We start from the raw sequence: 19,623 nt of genomic DNA, 5'->3' as shown, positions 1-19,623 counted from the left end.
ATTAAATAGAGGAGCAGTTGGATTTTCTGTTGAGTTAAAAGTTATAGTGGGGACAGTTAAATATTGAGACATATTATATGATATGTTTGGAGTAATTATAATCCTCATTAAATTTTGAGAAGAGGAACCAATAAGCTTACCATCTTGATAAACATTATAATATATTAGGTAATCTCCAGGATATTTGTAATATAAATTAACATAATTATAAGATGTGTTTATTGCATATCCGTTTCCTGCATATAATATGGCAAAACCTTTTGCATTGATATTATAATTAGGTATATATACGCTTAAGTTTTGTCCTGCAACTGAAGTTAAAGATGTTGGAGATGCAGGCTTTAATGCTATAACTTTTATCTTGGTATTAGTTTGTGTAGAAATTAAATAAAAATGGTAAAATGCAAGCAAGGAAAAAATTATAATAATAGCAAATGTAGCAATGTAAGTATAATTTAACTTTGCACCCCGAATTCTATTATATTGGTTCATCTTATTTATGCATCGCCCAATAAATTTATTTTCTGCTAGTTTAAAAACATTTTTAAAGCATTTTATTGTAAAAAATATAAGAGAATTTTAAAACTAGATTTATTTTATAGTATTTGGCGTAATACTTTGTTTTACTTATTCTGAATTATCTAAAATACTTGACTAAATTTCGATCTTTATTAATTGCTTGAATTCTTTAGTTAAATTATTGCTTAATATTTCATCTTTATTATAAACAGCCAAATCAAAGTCTTTGATAGAAATACTGGTATCATTTAAATCAAGCACGAGCTGTATATTAATTATAACATCCTTAGGAATATTATATTTCTCTACTAAAATTCCATATAAATTTTTATTTAAATCAGTTAAAAATTGATTTACAAGTTTAGGATCAACCTTTTTCTCTTTATAAAATTTACGAAAAGCAGCATTTGTAACTCTACGCAACTTAAGGGCATAGCCGCTCATCCTTACAGGCCCAGTTTTTAATAAAATTTCCATAATAATCACCTTCCCCTTCTATCCCATTATATATATGTATATAGAATTATTTATTTTTTTAATAAACTTAAGATAAACTTTACTAAATTTTTCTTGATGTTAAATTAAGAATTAGTTCTTACTTATTACATTTAAATTTTTTATAACTATAACGAAAAAGCGGTGGAAAAATGAAGACAAAACAAAAATGGCTACTAAACTTTCTAGAAATAATATTTGCGCCATATAGTATAATTTCTAGGATATTTCCTCAGATCATTGCAATAGCAATTGTAATTATAGCAACCTCAGAAATATTTATTTATTATCAACATTTAGACATAATTTCTGCAATTTATGCTTCTGTGGGTTTGATAACGACTATTGGCTTATATACTCCGAGCTTAAATGAAATGCCTCCTCTTGAAAAAATTTTATTAACAATATTAGTTGCATCTTCTGTTGCAATTTATACAACTTTAATAACTGGAATTATTATAACATTATCTAGAAAGACCATATGGATAGATGCGAGGGCTAGATGGAGAGCTGCGCATATGAAAGACCATATAATTATCCTGGGTAATATGAAAGAACTTGCTGATGAACTTGACAGAATGAACGTAGATTATATAATCGTTGTAAAAAACGAAGAGATAGCTAAGAGTATAGCATCAAAGCACGTAATAATAGGTAACCCTTCAGCGGAGGTTGACTTGAAAAATGCTGGTGTCCAAGATGCCTCTGTTATATTAATAGCATTAGACAATGATTTAGATAACATGACAGCACTTCTAAGGGCTAAAAAACTAAATCCTTCAGCTAGAATTATTGTTGTTATTCATGATGAAGGCCTGCATGACATATTTAAAGACGCTGGAGCTTATCAAGTAATAAGGATAAGAAGATTTATAGGAAGGGCCCTTGCCGGAATTGCTTTATCAAATAATATAGGAGGTGTCCTTATAGAATCAACGGAAAGCAGCTCAAATGCTGTTAAAAAACATGGTTATGCTTTAGGTTTCTTTAAAGTAGAAAAAGGATCTAAATGCGAAGGAATGAAAATTTCAGATATACCTAGCGGTTTAGTGCCTATATTAATAGAGAAAAACAATTCTTTTACTCCATATTTTTCTAGAGACTTCATTCTTGAGGCAGAAGATAGCTTAGTTATATTGGGAGATCCATCTAAATTTAATATGCTAAAGAAATTGTGTTCTACAAAAGCAGATTGAACAAACATTTAATAATCATAGCTATTTATAAATTAATGGGTGTATTAAGTGGGATTAGAAAATATTAAAGGAAATACATATATATACAAAGGTAGTCCTTCAACATTATTCTACAAAAATGATGATGAATTATATATAGTAGATCCTGGCCAAGGATCAAAAAGACCAAAAGAGCTTAAATCTATAGTTAATAGACTAAATCCAAAAAAGTCCATAGCATTTATAACACATTATCATAGTGATCATATATCAGTTTTAGGCGAGGGTTTTTCAACTAATGAAATAGCCATTTCAGAAATTGATGCGCCAGCTCTAAAGGATCCCAAACTTAGGGCTTTGCTTACATTTGGATACTTTTTAAACCAAGACGATAATATACTTCCATTTAAAGCAAAATCTATTAAGCCAACGATATTGATAACTAATCAAGAAAAATTTGGGCCTTTAGGTTTAGTTCCCTTACCAGGCCATACACAAGGACAATTGGGTGTTATAACACCGGATGGTATTTTATATGCAGGAGACTCATTATTTGGGGATAAGGTTTTATCAAAATACGGAATTCCTTATCACCAATATCCTTGCAAATCTATTGAAAGCCTCAAGACTATTCTCAATTTGCTACCAAAGCTTGAAACGGTTATTCCATCTCATGGACCAGTAATAAAAAGCTCTGAAGCATATCAATTAGTTGAAAGTAACATCAAAAAAATAACTGAGGTGGAGGAAGAACTAAAAAACATATTAAATGAACCCCAAAACTTGTCTTCAATTACAAAAACTCTTACATCAAAATACAAAAGTGAAGAACCTGATATCGGCGTCTATTTGTTAGCTGAAAATACGATAAGAGGTTATTTAGCTTGCTTAAGAGAAGAAGGTTTGGTTGAAGCTATTAATGATAATGAAATAAAATGGAAATTAATAAAGAAGTAATATAGATTTTTAAATTGTTTTTAACCTTAATTTAATAAAATATGTTTAAAATATTTAAAGAGATTTTGAGTTTATTCTTTTCTTTGTTTAACTATTCATTATATTAACCGAATTAAATTTTAATGGCTAAGAAGCAGTTAACAACTGAGCGAAAAAGTAAACTATGTAGACCTTACGGACAGGTCTCTGGTGTTAGAAAATGAATTTATCTGAGCCAATGATGAAGATAATTATGAAAACTGTGAAGCATGTTCATCCAGAAATAACAATGAAATTAGGACATATAATTTTTTCAATACCCTTAAAAGAAAGCAACTGTGAAGACCCATATAAAATTGGATCTGCAAAAGTTTGTGGTAGAGTCGGAATAGCTGCGGGATTAGATAAAAATGGAAAATATACGAAATTCTTATCTCATTTTAGCCCAGGCTTTATTGTTGTAGGTTCGACTACGCCCAAAAAAAGAATAGGAAATAAACCGCCAAGAGTAGCTAGAATCAAGCCTTATTCCATGGTTAATGCTATGGGATTAAATAATGATGGCCTACCATTAATTTTATCTAGAGTTTCAAGGGTAAACTACCCAATTTTTATTAGTGTAGCAGGATTTAACCTTTTTGAAATTGAAGAACAAATAATTTACTTAAATAGATATTCTACCAATAACATACAAGGTATAGAAGTTAACCTATCAAGCCCTACTTATAAAGGTAAATGGAAAGATATAATACCAACATTAGCTTCTTCAAAAAAACAAATTTTTATTAAAATAGGTCCAGGCTTCAAAATTGAAGATTATGTTAAACTAGCCAGCAAAGAAGGTTTTGGATTAGTCTTAACAAACACTTTGCCCATAGAAGATCAGAGAATTAGCGCTAAAAGAGGGGGTTTAAGCGGCTTATTGTTATATAGATTATCAAATTATATGATTAAAAAAGCAAGAGAATTAGGGGGAAATGAAATACCTATTATCGGGGTTGGAGGAATTATGAGTTGTAAGCAATTAAAAGAAATATTAAAATATGCAAATGCCGTTGAAATCTATACAGCAATATTGTATATGGGCCCAGGAATAATAAGTAGCTTAAACCTAAAATGTAAATAAGTGCATTATGTTTAAACTCCTTTAGCTCCTCCACCAAGAGCAGCTAAACCTCTTATGAAATATCTTCCCAAGAATATGAATATTACTAATGGTACAATAGAACCTACTACACCTGCAGCAAAAGATCTATTATATATTATAGCATAACCTCCTGCATATTGCCTCACAGCAACTGACAAAAGCATTTCTTGTGGATTAGATATTAACAAAATTGGTATGAAAAAGTTATCCCAAATTTGTAAGAATGTAAATATAAATGTTGATAAGAATCCAGGAACTAATAAAGGCATCATAACTTTCCAAAAGACTCTCCAATCACTTGCTCCATCTATTTTTGCTGCTTCCAGCAAATATTTTGGAATGGAAGGCATGAAGATTGACATAAGTAAGGCTGCCATTGGTATATAAAACATCAAATATGCTATTATTACACCATAATATGTGTTGTATAAATGTAAAGAAGTTACTATTTGAATTAATGGAACGGTAGTCGTTTCTACAGGCAAATATGTAGCAAGAGATATGATAGCAAAGCCTATTGTGCTCCATATATAATGTCTATCCATAATCATATAAAAGAAATAAGCCCCCATAGCTCCTAATAATGTAGCTAAAGCCGCTATTGGTACATCTATCAAGATTTCCCTAATTAAGGGATATTCTAATCCTATTAAGCCATAGATACCTCCAAATCCATGCCATACAAAATAATAAGCTTCTCCGCTTGGTTTTGAAGGAGGTAACAAAGCAGGTGTAGATGCAGCAGCTATATTAGATTTAAGGGCTCCAACGAATAATGCATATAAAGGCATTAACCATAAAATTATAAGAATAGCCGCTATTATTTGCAATATGGCATATTTAATAACTCTAACATAGTAATTTTCAGGTTTATATAAATTGTTTTTATTACCCATTTTATCTCACCTCTTAAAAACCCATTTCATTAAACCAAATATAGCAAATGGCAATATAACTGCGGCAGCTATTATTGTTACTATAACGGCCATAGCTGCTGAGGCTGAGAAGTACTCCGATATGAAAAGATTATAAACATACATAACATATGTCATCAATGTAGGTGAAGTTGCAGAGCCTCCTAAAACAAAAGGAATTGTAAATATTCTAAATGAAAACAGAAATAGAAGGGCAGTTGAAATAATAAAACCATTCATAGAGTTAGGTATTAAAATTCTAAACAAGATTTTTAACCCTCCTGCTTTATCTAACCTAGCCGCTTCAACTACTGTTTTATCAACATTCATAAAAGACGCTAAATAGAACAAAGTTGCTAAACCAGTATATGCCCATACTTCTATCATAATCATAGATACTAAGGTCATGTTAGAAGTTCCTAGCCAATATGGAGCTGGTAAATGGAGCAATTTTAAAAGCCAATCTACACCTATCGTTGGATTCAAAAGCCATTCCCATATTAATGCACTTGTTGAAGAGGCTATTGCTAATGGATAAATGAATACTGATAAATATAGAGAGCGTTGCACGTTATTGGGTATAAAATATAGAAGACCCGCAAAGAGTAAACCCAAGACATTTCCAATTGCGACTAAGCCTATAGTAAATACTATTGTATGAGTGGTAGAAATCTTGAAAAAATATTGCGAGAAAAGATATTGGTATGTTGCTAACCCAACGAACTTAGGCTTATGAACTAATATAGATGAGTTTAAGAAAGATAGCCAGACATTCCATATAACAGTTACCAGCAAAAGTCCTGCGAAAAATAGCGTGGGAATTACCATTAGATATCCTTGGTTTTTCATAATTGTTCCTCCTCTGAATTAAATTTTACATTAAGAAGATTATAAATATATCCATAAAAAAATGAATACAAAAAATAAAAATAGTAATGAATATTAATTTGTTTAATATGTTGGGCACGTATAGTTAGACATATACGTATAGGTCGTTGGGTTTACCCATGGAGGTAGATAGTTTGCAAAAGGCTGTCCCTTCATACCTAAAAATCCAAAACCATTTTGTGCAGCAGTTTGCCATTCTGAACATTGTTGATGCATTATTGATGCAAATTGTGAATTAAACGTTGTAATATAAGCAGTTCCTCCATTTTGTAAAGCTAATGCCTGTGAAATCATTGCTGAGAAAGTATCTGTGAATAAAGACTCGTCACTCGGATCAATTGTAAATGCCGCTGGATCATTTGCTGATATGTTCTTGAATGTAACATAATCATACCATTGTGCTGTTGTTGGATAGAAGTCTGTACCATTGCTCCAAACTTCTACACCTTTTCCGCTAGACGTCCATATCTTCATTCCATTGTATGAATCCCAGAACTTTGCAAAAACTACTGCTGCTTGCATTCCTGGATTATATACTGATGGAACTGCTATAGAGTCTTCGTTAACTGCATAGTTCCCCCATGTTCCTGGGAATGGTTGTTCCATTAACGTAACGTTTGTCCAGTTTGTATATGGAGCTACTGGAGCGTAGGCTGCTACATGGTACCAAATATAGGCATATTCTGTAACCCAATTACCGTTTGCCTGGAAGAAAGCTTGCCCATTAATTATATCAGCTAACCCGGATGACCATGTTCCAGTTTGCCATCCCGAATAATCGTATTTTGTTAGCAGTAAGAAGTCGTAATCAGTTTGATTAACTAGAGCTTGCACGCTTGGATCACTTAAATTGATAACTCCATATAGAATCTCATTATATAGTTTAGCTCCACCATCAGGTCCATATTTTTCTGACGCTAAACCTAAGAAGATGTCTTCCCATAAGTTCAGTTGATCCCATCCGCCATCTCCTCCAGGAACTACCCAAATATTTGTGACTCCTTTAGATGCTAAATATTCAGTATCGTTAATTAATTGTTCTACAGTCATTATAGGATACGATATATTGTACTTTCTTAGTAGTTGTGGGTTATAGTAAAGTAAGACTCCTCTGTGAGCCTCTAATGGTAGTGAGAACATAGTTCCATTGAACATACCTGCTAAAAGTCCTTCTCTAACAGCTAAGTTGAATAAGCCTGTTTGTTGCGCTATTGGAGTGAAATTAACAAAGTCCTTACCTAATTGCGGCATAACCTCTACGTATGACCACATTACAGGCGAGTAGTGTGCCTGGAATGAATTAGGAGGCTTTTGTGCCTCTATCATACCTAATATCACGAATTGTGCTACAGTACCTCCTGCACCTGGAATTGATGTATAAGATACCTGGTATTGTGGGTATTGTAATGAAAAGTTACCTGCTATCCATTTTAAACCAGGCGGATCTTCAGGTCCCCACCAGTTTAAGAAAGAGAAAGTTGTCACCGAAGGTGTTGTGGTTGTTGTTGTCACTGGAGGAACAGATGTTGTGGTTGTCGGCTTTCTTGTTGCATAGTAAGCAGCTACTCCACCTACGATAATTACGACGATAATTACGACGATAATCCCATATAATGCCCCTTTACTCAGTCCTTTTTTTCTGTCTATCATAAAGAATACACCACCTCATACTGGATTTCTGCATTATATTATATAAATGGAAGTATTTAAGTAATTATGATTATATAAAAAATAAGAAATATTAACAATAAGAAAGTATACATAAAATTATAATGCTATTATTTAAATCTGCTTCTATTCTTTTTAAACACATTTTTTATTATAATAATAAAAATCAAGGAAATAAAGCAGGCATTTTAACTCATTATGTTCGAAGGGAAAACTTTTAACCACAGATTTTCAAAATTTTAATTGCCCAGAAGGGCGTAAGTAAATAGTGTGAGGAATGTAATCTTGAGTGAAAGTAATCGTAAGGTTTCGGACCTCCGTGAGGGGGAAGATAATGTATCTATTAAGGTTAGGGTTTTGAGTGTTGACGAACCAAAAGTCATCCACACAAAGAGAGGAGACAGAACAATAAGCGAAGCCATAGTTGGTGACGAGAGCGGTAGAATAAAATTAACAATGTGGGGTAATCAGGCTGGAAAGATTAATGAAGGAGATGCTGTAGAATTAAAAGGTGCTTGGACTACAAGCTTTAAAGGAGATGTTCAATTAAACATAGGTTCTCGTGGAGAAATCAATAAAATAGACGAAGAAGGCCTCCCCAAACCAGAAGAAATACCAGAGAGCACGCCAAAGGCATCTGAATCAAGCTCAAGGAGCTATGGAAGATCAAGAGGAGGATATAGAAGAGGGGGGAGAGGAGGATATAGAAGAGGGGGATACTCTTCTTCCTTTGGAGGTTCTGGAGAGGAAAGCGATAGTAGCGAAGATGAAGAGTGAAACCCATTTAATAATTATTATTTAATTTTTAATTTTTATTAAATTATTTATTAGAAGTATAATACAAAGTTTTTAATCTGTAAAACCATAATTCGTTATGAAAAGGTGAAGCGGTGATGCGCCTTTGTGGAAACTAAAGATATAGAAAAAGTTTACATAGGTTTAGTCAACATAAATGACCTTAAGCAACATGAATTAGCAATCGATGAACATATAGAAGAATTGAAAAAATTAATTGTAACCCAAAAAATTATAAGAAAACCAATTATTGCCGATATAAAAACAGGCACAATAATTGATGGAGCCCATAGAACAAGGGCGTTAAAATCATTAGGAATTAAATATATTCCTGCTGTATTAATTGATTATATAAATGATGATAAAATTAATGTTGATAAATGGTATAGAGTTTATGATATAGATTACAAAGATATGATATCTTATTTAAAATCCATGCTTTGCTTTCAGGATATGGAATACTATAGCAATTCAATAAAAATAATCATGTGTAATGATAACAAAGTTGACTCTTATATGCTAATAAACAAATTCGAAAACGAGTTTAAAGAAAGTATAAAAGAAATATCGTTTATAAAGCCTGAAATAAAAAAGGTTAAAAGGAAAGGTATAATAATTGATCCTCCTAAGCTTGAGAAAGAAGATGTAATAAATGTCGCTTTAAAACAAACTCTTTTACCTCCAAGATCTACAAGGCACGTTACATTTTTAAAAAAGATTTATGTAAACTATTCTTTAAAAAATATCTATTAAAGCAAAAGATACTTTAAACTCTTTTCTTTCTTTTATAAAGGGGTGGATACAATGTCGGCATCAGTGCCAAAATACTTAGTTAGAGATGTTATGAAAATACCTACAGTAAACGTGCTACCTACAAAAAGTGTAAATGAGATAGCCAGACTCATGATAGAAAGAGATGTTGGATCAGTAGTTGTAGTAGATGAAAATGGGAATCTTTTAGGTATAATAACCAAAACAGATATTGTAAGAGACGTAGTAGCTAAAGGCATATCGCCTCTTAGTATCAATGCTGGCCAAATTATGACAAAGAATCCATATTATGCATTTGAAGATACTCCATTAGAAGAAGCAGCAAGCTTAATGGGCAGCAAAGGTATAGGACATTTGCCTATATTAAATTCTAAAACACTAAAGCCTGTAGGTATGATTTCAAAAAGAGATATATTAAAGCTAGCACCATATTATATTGATCTAGTATACCAACTAAAAGCAGAAAAGAATAAATAAACCCATTAAAATAATAAAAACTTAGCAATTTTTTATCATAAATATATTATTAAATTATTAAAATCTCAATATCTATTAATATGCGAAACATTATTTACATCAAATATTTATTTTATAAATATGACTTTGCTTCGTTTACTATTCTTCTTATGTTTTTCCAATGGCCCCCTTCCCAATAAACTTGGCCACACCTTTTACATAAATAAAAAACATTATATGTTTTCAATGCTCCAGGAGGTACCCTACTTTTAATTAAATTCTTATCCGTAATCTTAATTAATTTTCCATTACATTCAGGACACCTACTTTTTTCAGGATTTAATTCTAAGTCTATCAATTTTTTGGAGTAGAGTTCAGCTAATATCTTAGGCATTTCTGCAGATTCTACAAGATACGCATCTAAATTCAGTTTTTTAGCTTTATAATATAAGACTTTGTCTCTTGTAATTATTGTTCTCTTACTTTTAATGGCTATTTTAATTATTTGTCCATCAGAATAATCTCTTGAATATATAACATCGTATCCTAGTATCCTTAGCCACCTTGTTAATGTGCCTAGCATTGCATCTGTTATATATTGTTGCATTTTTACCTCCTTTACTATAATCTTTTTAGCAAACTTATTATACATAAGCTCTTTTTAAGCTTTAATTCTCTTAAACTAATTTTAGTATGAATTACAACAAAATTCAAATAAGCTTATATAATAATAAGCATATAAAAAATCTTGCAAGGTAAAAAACAATGCTAAGCCTTAATCAAATTATAGTGATTTTAATCATAACAGTTTCCATATTTCTACTGCTATCAAGAAGATTAAGGCATGATATAGTTGGAGTTGTAACAATGATAGCATTAGTATTAACTGGTTTTATTTCGCCTCAAGAGGCGTTAAGCAATTTTGCATCAGTTACAATAATTGTACTCATATCTCTTATGATAATAGCCGGTACCTTGGCGGATTCCGGCCTCTTAGAGGTTTTAGGAAATTATATCACATCAAAAGTTAAAAATGAAAAAATTATATTGCTATTATTACTTTCTTTAACAGTTATTGCATCAGGTTTTATTAGCGATGTAGCGTTGCTTCTTGCCTTTATACCATTAATATATTCTATTTCATTAAATCTTAAGAAACCTATATCAAGATATTTACTTCCGTTGGCTTATGCCTCGATCTTAGGAGGGCCAACGACATTAATTGGAACTTCAACCAACATTGTTTTAGATAACGAATGGTATAATAAGTTTGGCTATAACTTAAATTTTCTGCAATTTGCAAAAATAAATTTAATTTCCTCTTTTATAAGCATATTAGTATTAACTTTTTTAATCACTCCTTTCTTGGGTAGAAAAAGGAAAGAAGTTACGTCATTAAAAGAAATAACTGTGCAAAATTATATTATTGAAGTACAAGTTACAGGAGATAGCGATTTTATAGGAAAATCTCCTAGGAGTATTGAGAAATCCTTTGGTGTCAAAGTTTTAAGGGTTATTTCACCTTGGAGATTTATTGGCGAGAGAAGAGAGCTTAGAGAAGGAGATATTTTATTATTAAAGATTTCCCCTTCTCAACTTCCTTTAATATTATCTTCAAAAGGTCTAAAAATTTCTCAAAAACCAATGGAAGGAAAAGAGCAGTTCTTTGAACTACTAATAACAGGATCGTCAAAACTAAGAGGAAGGAAAATAAAGGAAATCGACTTTGAATCGTATAATGTATATGTAATTGGAATTGCTTCTGCAAATTATATAACCAGAATTTATGATTATGTTCTAAAGCCTGGAGATGTTTTATTAGTTCAAGGTTATGAACCTGATGTTGCGAAATTCGCCGATTATTATGATTTATTACCAATAAATAGTAAGGGGTTAAAGGCCTTTGATAAAAGAAAAGCAATATTTTCTTTAAGTGGTTTAACTATAGCAATAATAGCAAACAGCTTTGGCTTAAATATGGCTTTATCTTTTTTGGTCGGGGCATTAATATCATCATTCAGCGGATCTTCTACTATTAGAAAAATGTATGAATATGTTGAGTGGCCATTAATAGTTTTTATAGGAGCATACTTATCTATAGGCCAAGTCATGGTTAAAAGCAACCTTTCTGCAATGGTAGGAGGACTTATACATAACTCTGTTCTCATTTTATTTTTGTTATCTTTATTACTTAGCAACACCGTTGGCTACGTTACAGCTGCAATAATCCTTGCCCCAATAGCTTTATCTTTTACCAATCCCTTAACTGCTATAACAGTTTTAGCTATGGGCGTTTCTTCTCCATTTTTAACTCCATTTGCTCATCAAGCAAATTTAATTGCATATGGAACAGCAGGATATAAAAATAAGGACTTTTTATTGGCCGGGTCAATTGTGATATTAATAAAGTTCTTTGTTACTTTTTACTTTTTAGGGTTAATAATATAGAGCTTAGTTCTTTTTGAATTCTTAGCTATGTAATCTTCCATAACTTCAACTCCAATTCCTGGCTTTTCAGGAGCTGTAATGGTTCCATCCTTATTTAGAATCCAAGGAGGCTCAACTATATCTTTTTCAAAGTATTTTTCACTAGCACTAATATCATTAGGATATTTAACTCCAGGTAACGTAGCTGCTGAAACCAAGTGACCTCTTCCTATTCCGGTTTCTAGCATGCCTCCTATCCAAACGGGTCTATTAGCTATCTTATACCAAAAGTCATGAATCTTTAAAACTTCGCTAAAGCCTCCAACCCTTCCAGGTTTTATATTTATTATCATTGCAGAACCTAGTTGATACGCTTTTCTTGCATCATTTACGTCCTCTATGCTCTCATCTAAGCATATAGGCGTTCTTAAATGTCTGGCTAATTCCGCATGGTCTACTAGATCTTTCCAATGCAATGGTTGTTCTATCATTAACAAATTATAATTGTCTATTTTTTTAAACAACTCTATATCAGTTAATTTATATGCAGAATTCGCATCCACATGCAAAGGTAGATCTTGACCAAATTCCTTTCTTAGCCTTATAATTGGCTCTATATCATAACCAGGCTTTATCTTAATCTTTATTCTCCTATACCCTTTGTCTAAAAACATAGATACTTTCTTAACTAGTTCATCTGTAGTATTTTGTATCCCAATACTCACCCCACTAACTATGTTTTTATTAACTCCTCCGAGAACTTTCCACAAAGGCTTTCCTTCAATTTTTGCCTTAAGATCCCATAAAGCCATTTCAAGCCCTGCTTTAGCCATATTGTGACCTCTAATATTAGAAACCATTTCATTAAATTTCTCTACATCTATTTCCTCTTCTTTAGAAATTTTCGGTATTATAAAATCGTTTAATACATGCCATGCAGTTTCCCATGTTTCATAACTATACCATGGCCCTTCTCCAGCTACTGATTCAGCCCATCCAACTTCCCCATTTTTCTCTTCTACTCTAATTAATATAGCTGGTCTTTCAATTGTTTTTCCAAAGCTCGTCTCAAAATCTTCCTTTAATTTAACCCACAATTCAAAAAGTTCTATTTTCTTTAACTCCATAAATTAACACCTTTTAATAAGTCTTCTAATTCAGATTTAATTAATACTACGTAACCATAATTTTCTTTATTTCTTGTATAGCCAACAGCTATGTAACCTTTGCTCAAATAAAACTTATACGCCTCTCTAGTATATAGCCTCCATTTTTTAGCTGTTTCTTTATCAATGTTCTTTATTGAAGATATATTAGCCGGTATTGATATCAAAATTACTCTATCTAAACTAAACTCATTTTTTATAGGTGTCTCTATATAACTTTCTTTATTTTCCCCTTTTATTTTTCTATCTAAAGCTATGTATCCACCTTTTCTTATTAATTCTTCGGCAGGTGGCGTTTTAATTTTGCCTTCTATCTTATCAGTCACATATTTGCTTGATACGTACCATTCAGCCTCAAATCTATCAGTTTCTAACCCTTCATTTATTGAATCTCTTATATTGCCATAATAGTTTTCTTTATAAATTCTCCCTATAGCGCCTAGCTTCTCTAGATTAAAATTTAGGTTTAAAGATTGTAAAGGATCGAAAGTCCACTTTATTAAATTTATTCCTAATTTTAATACTTCTTCCCTTTGTTTAATCTTTAATTTATATCCAACATTTTTATACTTGTATTCTTCTAAGACGCCAGTCATATGGCTGTAAAAATATCTACTCTCATTACATCCAACACTCCAACCCATATTAAAACCTACCATATTATTTTTATCAAATGCTCCTAAAATTATTCCGCCATTTTCAACAAGAGCCTTTAACATATGTACTGGGGTTGTTTCCCTATAATCAGGCATCGCCCATGCAGATTTTTCTATTTCAACAACGTTTTCTAATTCATTTACATCCTTTATTTTCCTTATAATTAGTTCTTCCAAAGCCTCCTCCCAAAAAATTTATTATAATATAAATTAAAAAAGTTTAATTTTACTAATACTAAGTTTTAAAAAATATCTTATATAAAAATAACGGGGGTTAAAATGAAATATAGAGTTTTTGGAAAAACAAAAATGAAGATAAGCGAAATTGGTTTGGGCTTTTGGCAAATAGGCTCAACCTCATGGAAAGGCGATATCAAAAAAGCTGAAGAAATTGTAAAGCAATCCTTAGATTCGGGCATTAATTTTTTCGATACAGCAGAAGTTTATGGCAATGGAAAGAGCGAGAGATCTCTAGGAAACGCGCTTAAAGAATTAAAAGCCATAGATTCTTCATTCGTTGCTACCAAAATAGGCGGATTTAGACCTTCAAGTTATTTTATTGAAAAGGGAGTAAAGAGATCTATAAACAATTTAGGATTCAAACCAAATCTCTTGCAACTACATTGGCCTCCTCCTTTATGGATTCCTATTTGCACAGTAATAAGGGGAATGGAAAAAATGATAGATAAGGGATATGTTGACTATATAGGAGTTTCAAACTTTTCAGGGAAATTGTTAAAAGATGCAATTCAATGTACATCTAAATATGAAATAATTTCTAATCAAATAGAATACAACCTTTCTTATAGAGTTGCTGAAATTGATCTATTCCCAATTGCAAAAAAAGAGAACATAGAAATAATAGCTTATAGCCCACTAGCTAAGGGAGCATTAGCAGGTGCTAAGAATCCATACAGTTTAGCGCAGAAATCAGATAAAAGGTTTAAAAGAATAATTAATGATAAAGAACTAATATCAACTTTAGATATGATATCACAAAAATATAACTATACTTGGTCTCAAATAAGTTTAAAGTGGATAATAAATAATAACGCCCTTCCTATACCTGGAACTAGAAATAAAGAGAGAGTAAAAGAATATGCTATGTCATCTAATATAGAGATAAGAGATGAAGATCTTTCTCTGCTCGATAAGGTCTCTATTAAATATGTAAATGTATGGGGTAAAACATATAATAATTTAAAAACAATAAGATATGTGCCATGTATATTGCAATATTTAGGAATAAAATTATCTGGAGGAGCTTGATTATATTTTCAAGATTTTAGCTATAATTTTTAACATCTTTTAACCTTTCCTCCTAAAAACAAGGAGTTACAGTAATAATCCGGTGTTACCAGGGAAGACTGCTAAAGTTTTCTAGAATCATATTTATATTTTAGAGATGAGGGATAAAAAATGATAGGTGATGTAGTTAAAAAATTCTTCGCAAGAGGTCAATACAAAGAGACTGGTCTAAATCAGGGAGAAGGCATAGATTACGATGAAATACTTGCCCAGTTAGGAATTGTAAAAATGGAATTAGACAGAATAAAGACCACAATTATAAACGAGATACAAGGATATTATGAAAAAATGATAGATTCTAAAAGATCAAACGATAATGAAGGAGCTGAAATGAGCGCTGCTGAAATAGTATTAAAAAAGAGAGTTTTAAAGGCAGTATTAGCTTATGGGAATATGATTGAACTTGCTATAAGAAGGATACAAGACACAAGGAGCTTAGAATCAATAGTTAAAGTATTGGCACCATTAAAATATGCAATGAGCTCCATGGATGAATACCTATCTGGCTTTGCACCAGAAGCTGTTACATCTCTAAGCAACGTATTAGAAGAGACTGAAGGGGTCATAAGGAAGACAGGTATAATATCTAATACAATACCTCAAGGAAAGAGCGTTTCAGAGTTAGTCCCAGAGGCTAGCGAGCTAATAACTAGTGCTATTGCAAAAGCACAAAAAGAAGCAGAACAACTTTCACCTAAAGTCCCAGAAACGTTTGACCCTGAAATAATAGAAAGAAAAGTCTTTGAGTATATAAAGGAGAAAAATGGTGTCTTAAGCCTAAAGAAGGCATCAGAAGAATTGGGTATACCTTTAAACATAATTAAAGCAACTTTGTATAGGTTAGAAGCAAGAGGTATAATAAAGGTAGACTTACCAAACGAACAACAAATATAAACAGGCTTTCCCCTCTTTAAACTAATTTTTATAAACATAGTAAAAGAGGTCGGACTATGTCAGAAACAAACCCAGTTGCAATGTTAGAGCAAACAGCTAGGAGAAAAATGCACGAAGCCTTAGATGCAGAAAGAAATAAAGACTATGAAACGGCTATTGATAAATATAAAAAAGCCATTGAAGCTCTTGAAGAAATAATAAGAAATTATCCTGATCACCCTATGTCTAAAATTTATAGAAAGACTATTTATGAATTAAATTTGAGATTAAAGTATTTAGAAAACAAGGCTAGCCAGCCAATCGGGGAAACGATTTCTGATGAAGTGAGAGTTGAAATAAAAGGAGATATTAATGAAAACTTGCCAGACTTCGTTCTCAAAGAAAAGCCAAGCATCACATTTGATGACATAGCAGGTCTAGACGAAGCTAAGAGAGCTATAAGGGAAGCTATAATATATCCAATAAAAAGGCCCGACTTATTCCCTTTAGGATGGCCTAGAGGTATACTCCTTTATGGTCCTCCAGGTACAGGAAAAACTATGTTAGCAGCAGCAGTTGCTAATGAAATTAATGGAGAGTTCATTTATTTAGATGCAGCAAATATAATGAGCAAGTGGCTTGGTGAAGGAGAGAAAAATGTTAAAAAAGTGTTTGATTATGCTAGAAATAAATCAAAAAATGGTGTTCCAGTTATAGTATTTATAGACGAACTAGATGCTCTTTTAGGAATACACACAAATGAAGTAGGTGGGGAGGTTAGAGTAAGGAACCAATTCCTTAAAGAAATGGATGGCCTTCAAGACAAATCAATAACTTTACACGTATATGTAATAGGTGCAACTAATAAACCATGGGCATTAGATGAGCCCTTTATAAGGAGGTTCCAAAAAAGAATTTACGTACCTTTACCCAATAAAGAAGCCAGGTCCAAACTCCTTTCAATGCTAACTTCTAAAATAAAACTTGATGATAACATAGACTTTGATAAACTAGCAGAAATGTTAGAAGGATATTCGGGAAGCGATATTAGAGATGTCGTGCAAGATGCATATATGAGGGTAGTAAGGGAATATTTTGAATCCCAAGACAAAGAAGAATCCGTTAGACCAGTTACTATTGATGATTTTATGGAGGCTATAAAGCAGAGAAGACCTAGCGTTAATAAAGAGATGTTAAAATTATATGAGAGTTGGACAGATAAGTTTAAGGCTATTTAAAAAATTGTTGGATCTTTTCTCAAAGATGCTTCCCAAAATAATATTTCAAAGTTAACGCTATTTCTAAATATATACTTCAATTCATCGTTTAATTTAATAGATTCTAATGAATCTAATATAACTTCTACTCTCTTTTCATATTCATCTGAACCGTAAAAGCTTGCCCATAAGTCATAAACCTTATTTGAAGAACCTTTAACAAATTTGCCTATAAAACTATAACCTACCATACATGGAGTCCACGCAGCAAGAAACTGTTCCCATCCTATATTAGAATAATAATATAAATGCCTTGTATATGCATAATTTACTAAGTTATATCCAACACTATCAATAATTGATTCATCTATATTTAGCTCTTTAAAAACTTCTTTTTCAACCTCTAATCCTCTATCCCTTGTGTTAAATATGGAGTTTAATATGTTAGTTATTATATTAAGAGGAGCTTTACTTGAAGCATTTAATAATGATTTTAACATGATATTAACATATTTTGAATCTTGAATCATATAGTATTTAAAAGAATCTAAAGGTAAAGTTCCATCTTTCATTTTAACAACAAAATCATGTTTTATATATTTTTCCCATAAATCCCCTACACTATTCCTCAATATATCAAAGTTACTCATGCCAATCCCTATTACTACTAAAAATAGTAACAGTTAAATGCTTTGCAAAAATTAAAAACATTCTTCATTAACCATAAAAATATAAAAATTACAAAAAATTTAAATTTCATAATAATTTTTTGTCTTATAACCAGATATAATTTAAACATATATAAAATCGCTTATATTAAATCTAATTATTAAATCGTGATAACAGAACAACAGGTAGAAAAGGGAAGGAGTTTAAAGAAATGGAAAAGGGATTATTTGGGTTTGTAGTTGAAGATGGAGAAAGGCTACGTCTGGGATCTTGAAAGTAGTCATTGAATGCATAGTGTTGGCTAAAACACGTGAGAAGGCCAGAGCCAAGTAGAAACTGGAAAGATCTTTGATTTATTAACCTTGTTTAACCCAGTTATACTAGAGGCGAACCTTGTTTGACCCTCAAGTTAAAGGTTGGCAAGAAGGGTGTCATAATACTACCAAAGTCAATCCGTGAGGCGGTAGGCATAGATGAAGGAGACGAGGTTATCGTAGAGGTAAGTGATGGAATAGTGCTAAGGCCTGTGAGAAAAAATGTTAATGAGCAAGAGCTCAAGGGTTGGCTGAGGAAACATGCCGAGAGGCTAAAGGAGTTGCAAGGCAGGAAGGAACCGAGGCCAGGGGAACTCGCCGAGGCAGATCTTGAAGAGGAGTTCGAGGCTTGAAGGCCTTTCTTGACGCTCCACTCCCAATATATCTTAACACGATCTCTGATCCCAGTAGCCGAGTTCAGTATGAAAACCTCTATATATACTTCACTACAAAGTATAAGTTGTACACCGATGCTCTCGTACTTGATGAGGTTCTTTACATCTCAAAGAAAAAGTACGGTGTCCCATACGACTTGACAGCTGAATTTCTCAAGACTGTAGTGTTTCCCTATGTATCAGTAATAGATCTTGCTGAGGAGGAGTTCAAACAAGCCCTTAGGCTGGTGCTCGAACACGGCCTCAAGCCTTCTGATGCATTGCATATGGGAGCTATGAAAGCTATGGGCATCAATAATATAATCAGCGAGGACAGGGACTTCGATAGGACTGGAGAAGTTAAGAGAATTTGGCTGTGATGCTCAAGGCACTACATAGGCAAAGAGCTTATTAAGAAAACTCCAGACGATGATAATATCACCACTTTTTATGTTATTAAAAAGAACAGTTAATGTAAATTCAGTTAAAACTATTGCGTAATGTAATCATTCAAGAGCATATATAAAAATGGAGAAGCTCTAACACCCAGCATTCTAAATAATAAGGTTTGCTAAAGAATTTATTAATATAAAAAAGAAATCTCAATACCTATTATTTCATGTCACAGCAAATACTATATAGAGTCTTCTATTACCTAAGCGTTGGCAAACTTCCTTAGGTCTTAGAATCTCTTAACATCATTATAAATATTGTATTCAATATATATAAGCTTCACTACTTATTGGAAACTGCTGCCAATGATTTATTTATTGGATTAATAAAGTATAATCCATTATATGCTGACCTCCTCCCTGCCCTGAAGGGCGAGGGTTCCCTCAGGGAGATCATGGGTTT

The 19,623-nt window shown here is 32.1% G+C and carries 20 protein-coding genes and 1 pseudogene; 12 read left to right on the top strand and 9 right to left on the bottom strand.

The annotated features are described in order from the left end of the window. Both Q0C16_RS01410 and Q0C16_RS01405 read right to left on the bottom strand, forming a co-directional pair. Positions 1-492, bottom strand: a pseudogene (locus Q0C16_RS01410) (ABC transporter substrate-binding protein); the annotation flags it as partial. 162 nt (positions 493-654) lie between these two features. After that, entirely contained in the window at positions 655-996 is a 342-nt protein-coding gene (locus tag Q0C16_RS01405; RefSeq protein ID WP_292319257.1) for a DUF2258 domain-containing protein, read from the bottom strand. 170 nt (positions 997-1,166) lie between these two features. Between Q0C16_RS01405 and Q0C16_RS01400 the strand changes: the two genes are divergently transcribed. From Q0C16_RS01400 to Q0C16_RS01390, 3 genes are all read left to right on the top strand, one after another. Beyond that, entirely contained in the window at positions 1,167-2,210 is a 1,044-nt protein-coding gene (locus Q0C16_RS01400; protein WP_292319256.1) for a TrkA family potassium uptake protein, read from the top strand. 48 nt (positions 2,211-2,258) lie between these two features. After that, complete coding sequence (locus Q0C16_RS01395) at positions 2,259-3,146, top strand: MBL fold metallo-hydrolase (protein ID WP_292319255.1); 888 nt, start codon at positions 2,259-2,261, stop codon at positions 3,144-3,146. A gap of 199 nt (positions 3,147-3,345) precedes the next feature. Continuing rightward, positions 3,346-4,251 carry a dihydroorotate dehydrogenase 2 gene (locus tag Q0C16_RS01390; RefSeq protein ID WP_292319254.1) on the top strand — a complete coding sequence of 302 codons (906 nt, stop codon included), beginning with the start codon at positions 3,346-3,348 and terminating at the stop codon, positions 4,249-4,251. Positions 4,252-4,262: 11 nt separating this feature from the next. On the opposite strand, the gene glcU is transcribed toward Q0C16_RS01390, so the two are convergent. The 3 genes from glcU to glcS form a co-directional block, all read right to left on the bottom strand. Beyond that, positions 4,263-5,168, bottom strand: a complete 906-nt coding sequence (gene glcU, locus Q0C16_RS01385) for a glucose ABC transporter permease GlcU (protein ID WP_292319253.1) — start codon at positions 5,166-5,168, stop codon at positions 4,263-4,265. Positions 5,169-5,174: 6 nt separating this feature from the next. Continuing rightward, a complete protein-coding gene (glcT, locus tag Q0C16_RS01380) occupies positions 5,175-6,035 on the bottom strand; it encodes a glucose ABC transporter permease GlcT (RefSeq protein ID WP_292319252.1) in 861 nt (286 codons plus the stop codon). A gap of 102 nt (positions 6,036-6,137) precedes the next feature. Next, positions 6,138-7,724 carry a glucose ABC transporter substrate-binding protein GlcS gene (gene glcS, locus Q0C16_RS01375; protein ID WP_292319251.1) on the bottom strand — a complete coding sequence of 529 codons (1,587 nt, stop codon included), beginning with the start codon at positions 7,722-7,724 and terminating at the stop codon, positions 6,138-6,140. Positions 7,725-8,012: 288 nt separating this feature from the next. Between glcS and Q0C16_RS01370 the strand changes: the two genes are divergently transcribed. The 3 genes from Q0C16_RS01370 (at position 8,013) to Q0C16_RS01360 (ending at position 9,785) form a co-directional block, all read left to right on the top strand. Continuing rightward, entirely contained in the window at positions 8,013-8,519 is a 507-nt protein-coding gene (locus Q0C16_RS01370) for an OB-fold nucleic acid binding domain-containing protein (protein ID WP_292319250.1), read from the top strand. Between the two features lie 126 nt (positions 8,520-8,645). After that, positions 8,646-9,290, top strand: coding sequence for a ParB N-terminal domain-containing protein (locus Q0C16_RS01365; RefSeq protein ID WP_292319249.1), 645 nt, complete (start codon positions 8,646-8,648; stop codon positions 9,288-9,290). 51 nt (positions 9,291-9,341) lie between these two features. After that, positions 9,342-9,785 carry a cyclic nucleotide-binding/CBS domain-containing protein gene (locus Q0C16_RS01360; RefSeq protein WP_292319248.1) on the top strand — a complete coding sequence of 148 codons (444 nt, stop codon included), beginning with the start codon at positions 9,342-9,344 and terminating at the stop codon, positions 9,783-9,785. A gap of 112 nt (positions 9,786-9,897) precedes the next feature. Here the strand turns inward: Q0C16_RS01360 and Q0C16_RS01355 are convergent, their stop codons facing one another. Continuing rightward, positions 9,898-10,371 carry a Mut7-C RNAse domain-containing protein gene (locus tag Q0C16_RS01355; protein ID WP_292319247.1) on the bottom strand — a complete coding sequence of 158 codons (474 nt, stop codon included), beginning with the start codon at positions 10,369-10,371 and terminating at the stop codon, positions 9,898-9,900. Positions 10,372-10,529: 158 nt separating this feature from the next. Between Q0C16_RS01355 and Q0C16_RS01350 the strand changes: the two genes are divergently transcribed. Continuing rightward, the gene (locus Q0C16_RS01350; protein WP_292319246.1) at positions 10,530-12,212 is read left to right on the top strand and encodes an SLC13 family permease; all 1,683 of its coding nucleotides are present in this window, start codon (positions 10,530-10,532) and stop codon (positions 12,210-12,212) included. Here the strand turns inward: Q0C16_RS01350 and menC are convergent. Beyond that, a complete protein-coding gene (gene menC / locus Q0C16_RS01345) occupies positions 12,188-13,318 on the bottom strand; it encodes an o-succinylbenzoate synthase (RefSeq protein WP_292319245.1) in 1,131 nt (376 codons plus the stop codon). The genes Q0C16_RS01350 and menC overlap by 25 nt on opposite strands. Then, complete coding sequence (locus tag Q0C16_RS01340; protein ID WP_292319244.1) at positions 13,309-14,190, bottom strand: hypothetical protein; 882 nt, start codon at positions 14,188-14,190, stop codon at positions 13,309-13,311. The genes menC and Q0C16_RS01340 overlap by 10 nt, the downstream gene beginning before the upstream one ends. Before the next feature lie 102 nt (positions 14,191-14,292). Between Q0C16_RS01340 and Q0C16_RS01335 the strand changes: the two genes are divergently transcribed. The 3 genes from Q0C16_RS01335 (at position 14,293) to Q0C16_RS01325 (ending at position 17,432) form a co-directional block, all read left to right on the top strand. Beyond that, entirely contained in the window at positions 14,293-15,282 is a 990-nt protein-coding gene (locus tag Q0C16_RS01335; RefSeq protein WP_292319243.1) for an aldo/keto reductase, read from the top strand. 150 nt (positions 15,283-15,432) lie between these two features. Then, positions 15,433-16,215 (top strand): hypothetical protein, encoded by a 783-nt coding sequence (locus tag Q0C16_RS01330; RefSeq protein ID WP_292319242.1) that lies wholly within the window; start codon positions 15,433-15,435, stop codon positions 16,213-16,215. Positions 16,216-16,271: 56 nt separating this feature from the next. Then, entirely contained in the window at positions 16,272-17,432 is a 1,161-nt protein-coding gene (locus Q0C16_RS01325; protein ID WP_292319241.1) for an ATP-binding protein, read from the top strand. On the opposite strand, the gene Q0C16_RS01320 is transcribed toward Q0C16_RS01325, so the two are convergent. Further along, complete coding sequence (locus Q0C16_RS01320) at positions 17,429-18,061, bottom strand: TenA family protein (protein ID WP_292319240.1); 633 nt, start codon at positions 18,059-18,061, stop codon at positions 17,429-17,431. The two genes, Q0C16_RS01325 and Q0C16_RS01320, sit on opposite strands and share 4 nt — an antisense overlap. Before the next feature lie 416 nt (positions 18,062-18,477). Here Q0C16_RS01320 and Q0C16_RS01315 point away from each other — a divergent pair, with 416 nt between their 5' ends. Beyond that, a complete protein-coding gene (locus tag Q0C16_RS01315; protein WP_292319239.1) occupies positions 18,478-18,747 on the top strand; it encodes an AbrB/MazE/SpoVT family DNA-binding domain-containing protein in 270 nt (89 codons plus the stop codon). Further along, positions 18,744-19,148 carry a type II toxin-antitoxin system VapC family toxin gene (locus tag Q0C16_RS01310; RefSeq protein WP_292319238.1) on the top strand — a complete coding sequence of 135 codons (405 nt, stop codon included), beginning with the start codon at positions 18,744-18,746 and terminating at the stop codon, positions 19,146-19,148. The genes Q0C16_RS01315 and Q0C16_RS01310 overlap by 4 nt, the downstream gene beginning before the upstream one ends. Positions 19,149-19,623 lie beyond the last annotated feature (475 nt).

The organism is Caldisphaera sp., assembly GCF_023256325.1.
GTDB lineage: Archaea > Thermoproteota > Thermoprotei_A > Sulfolobales > Acidilobaceae > Caldisphaera.
This window is presented reverse-complemented; position numbering and strand designations above follow the sequence as displayed.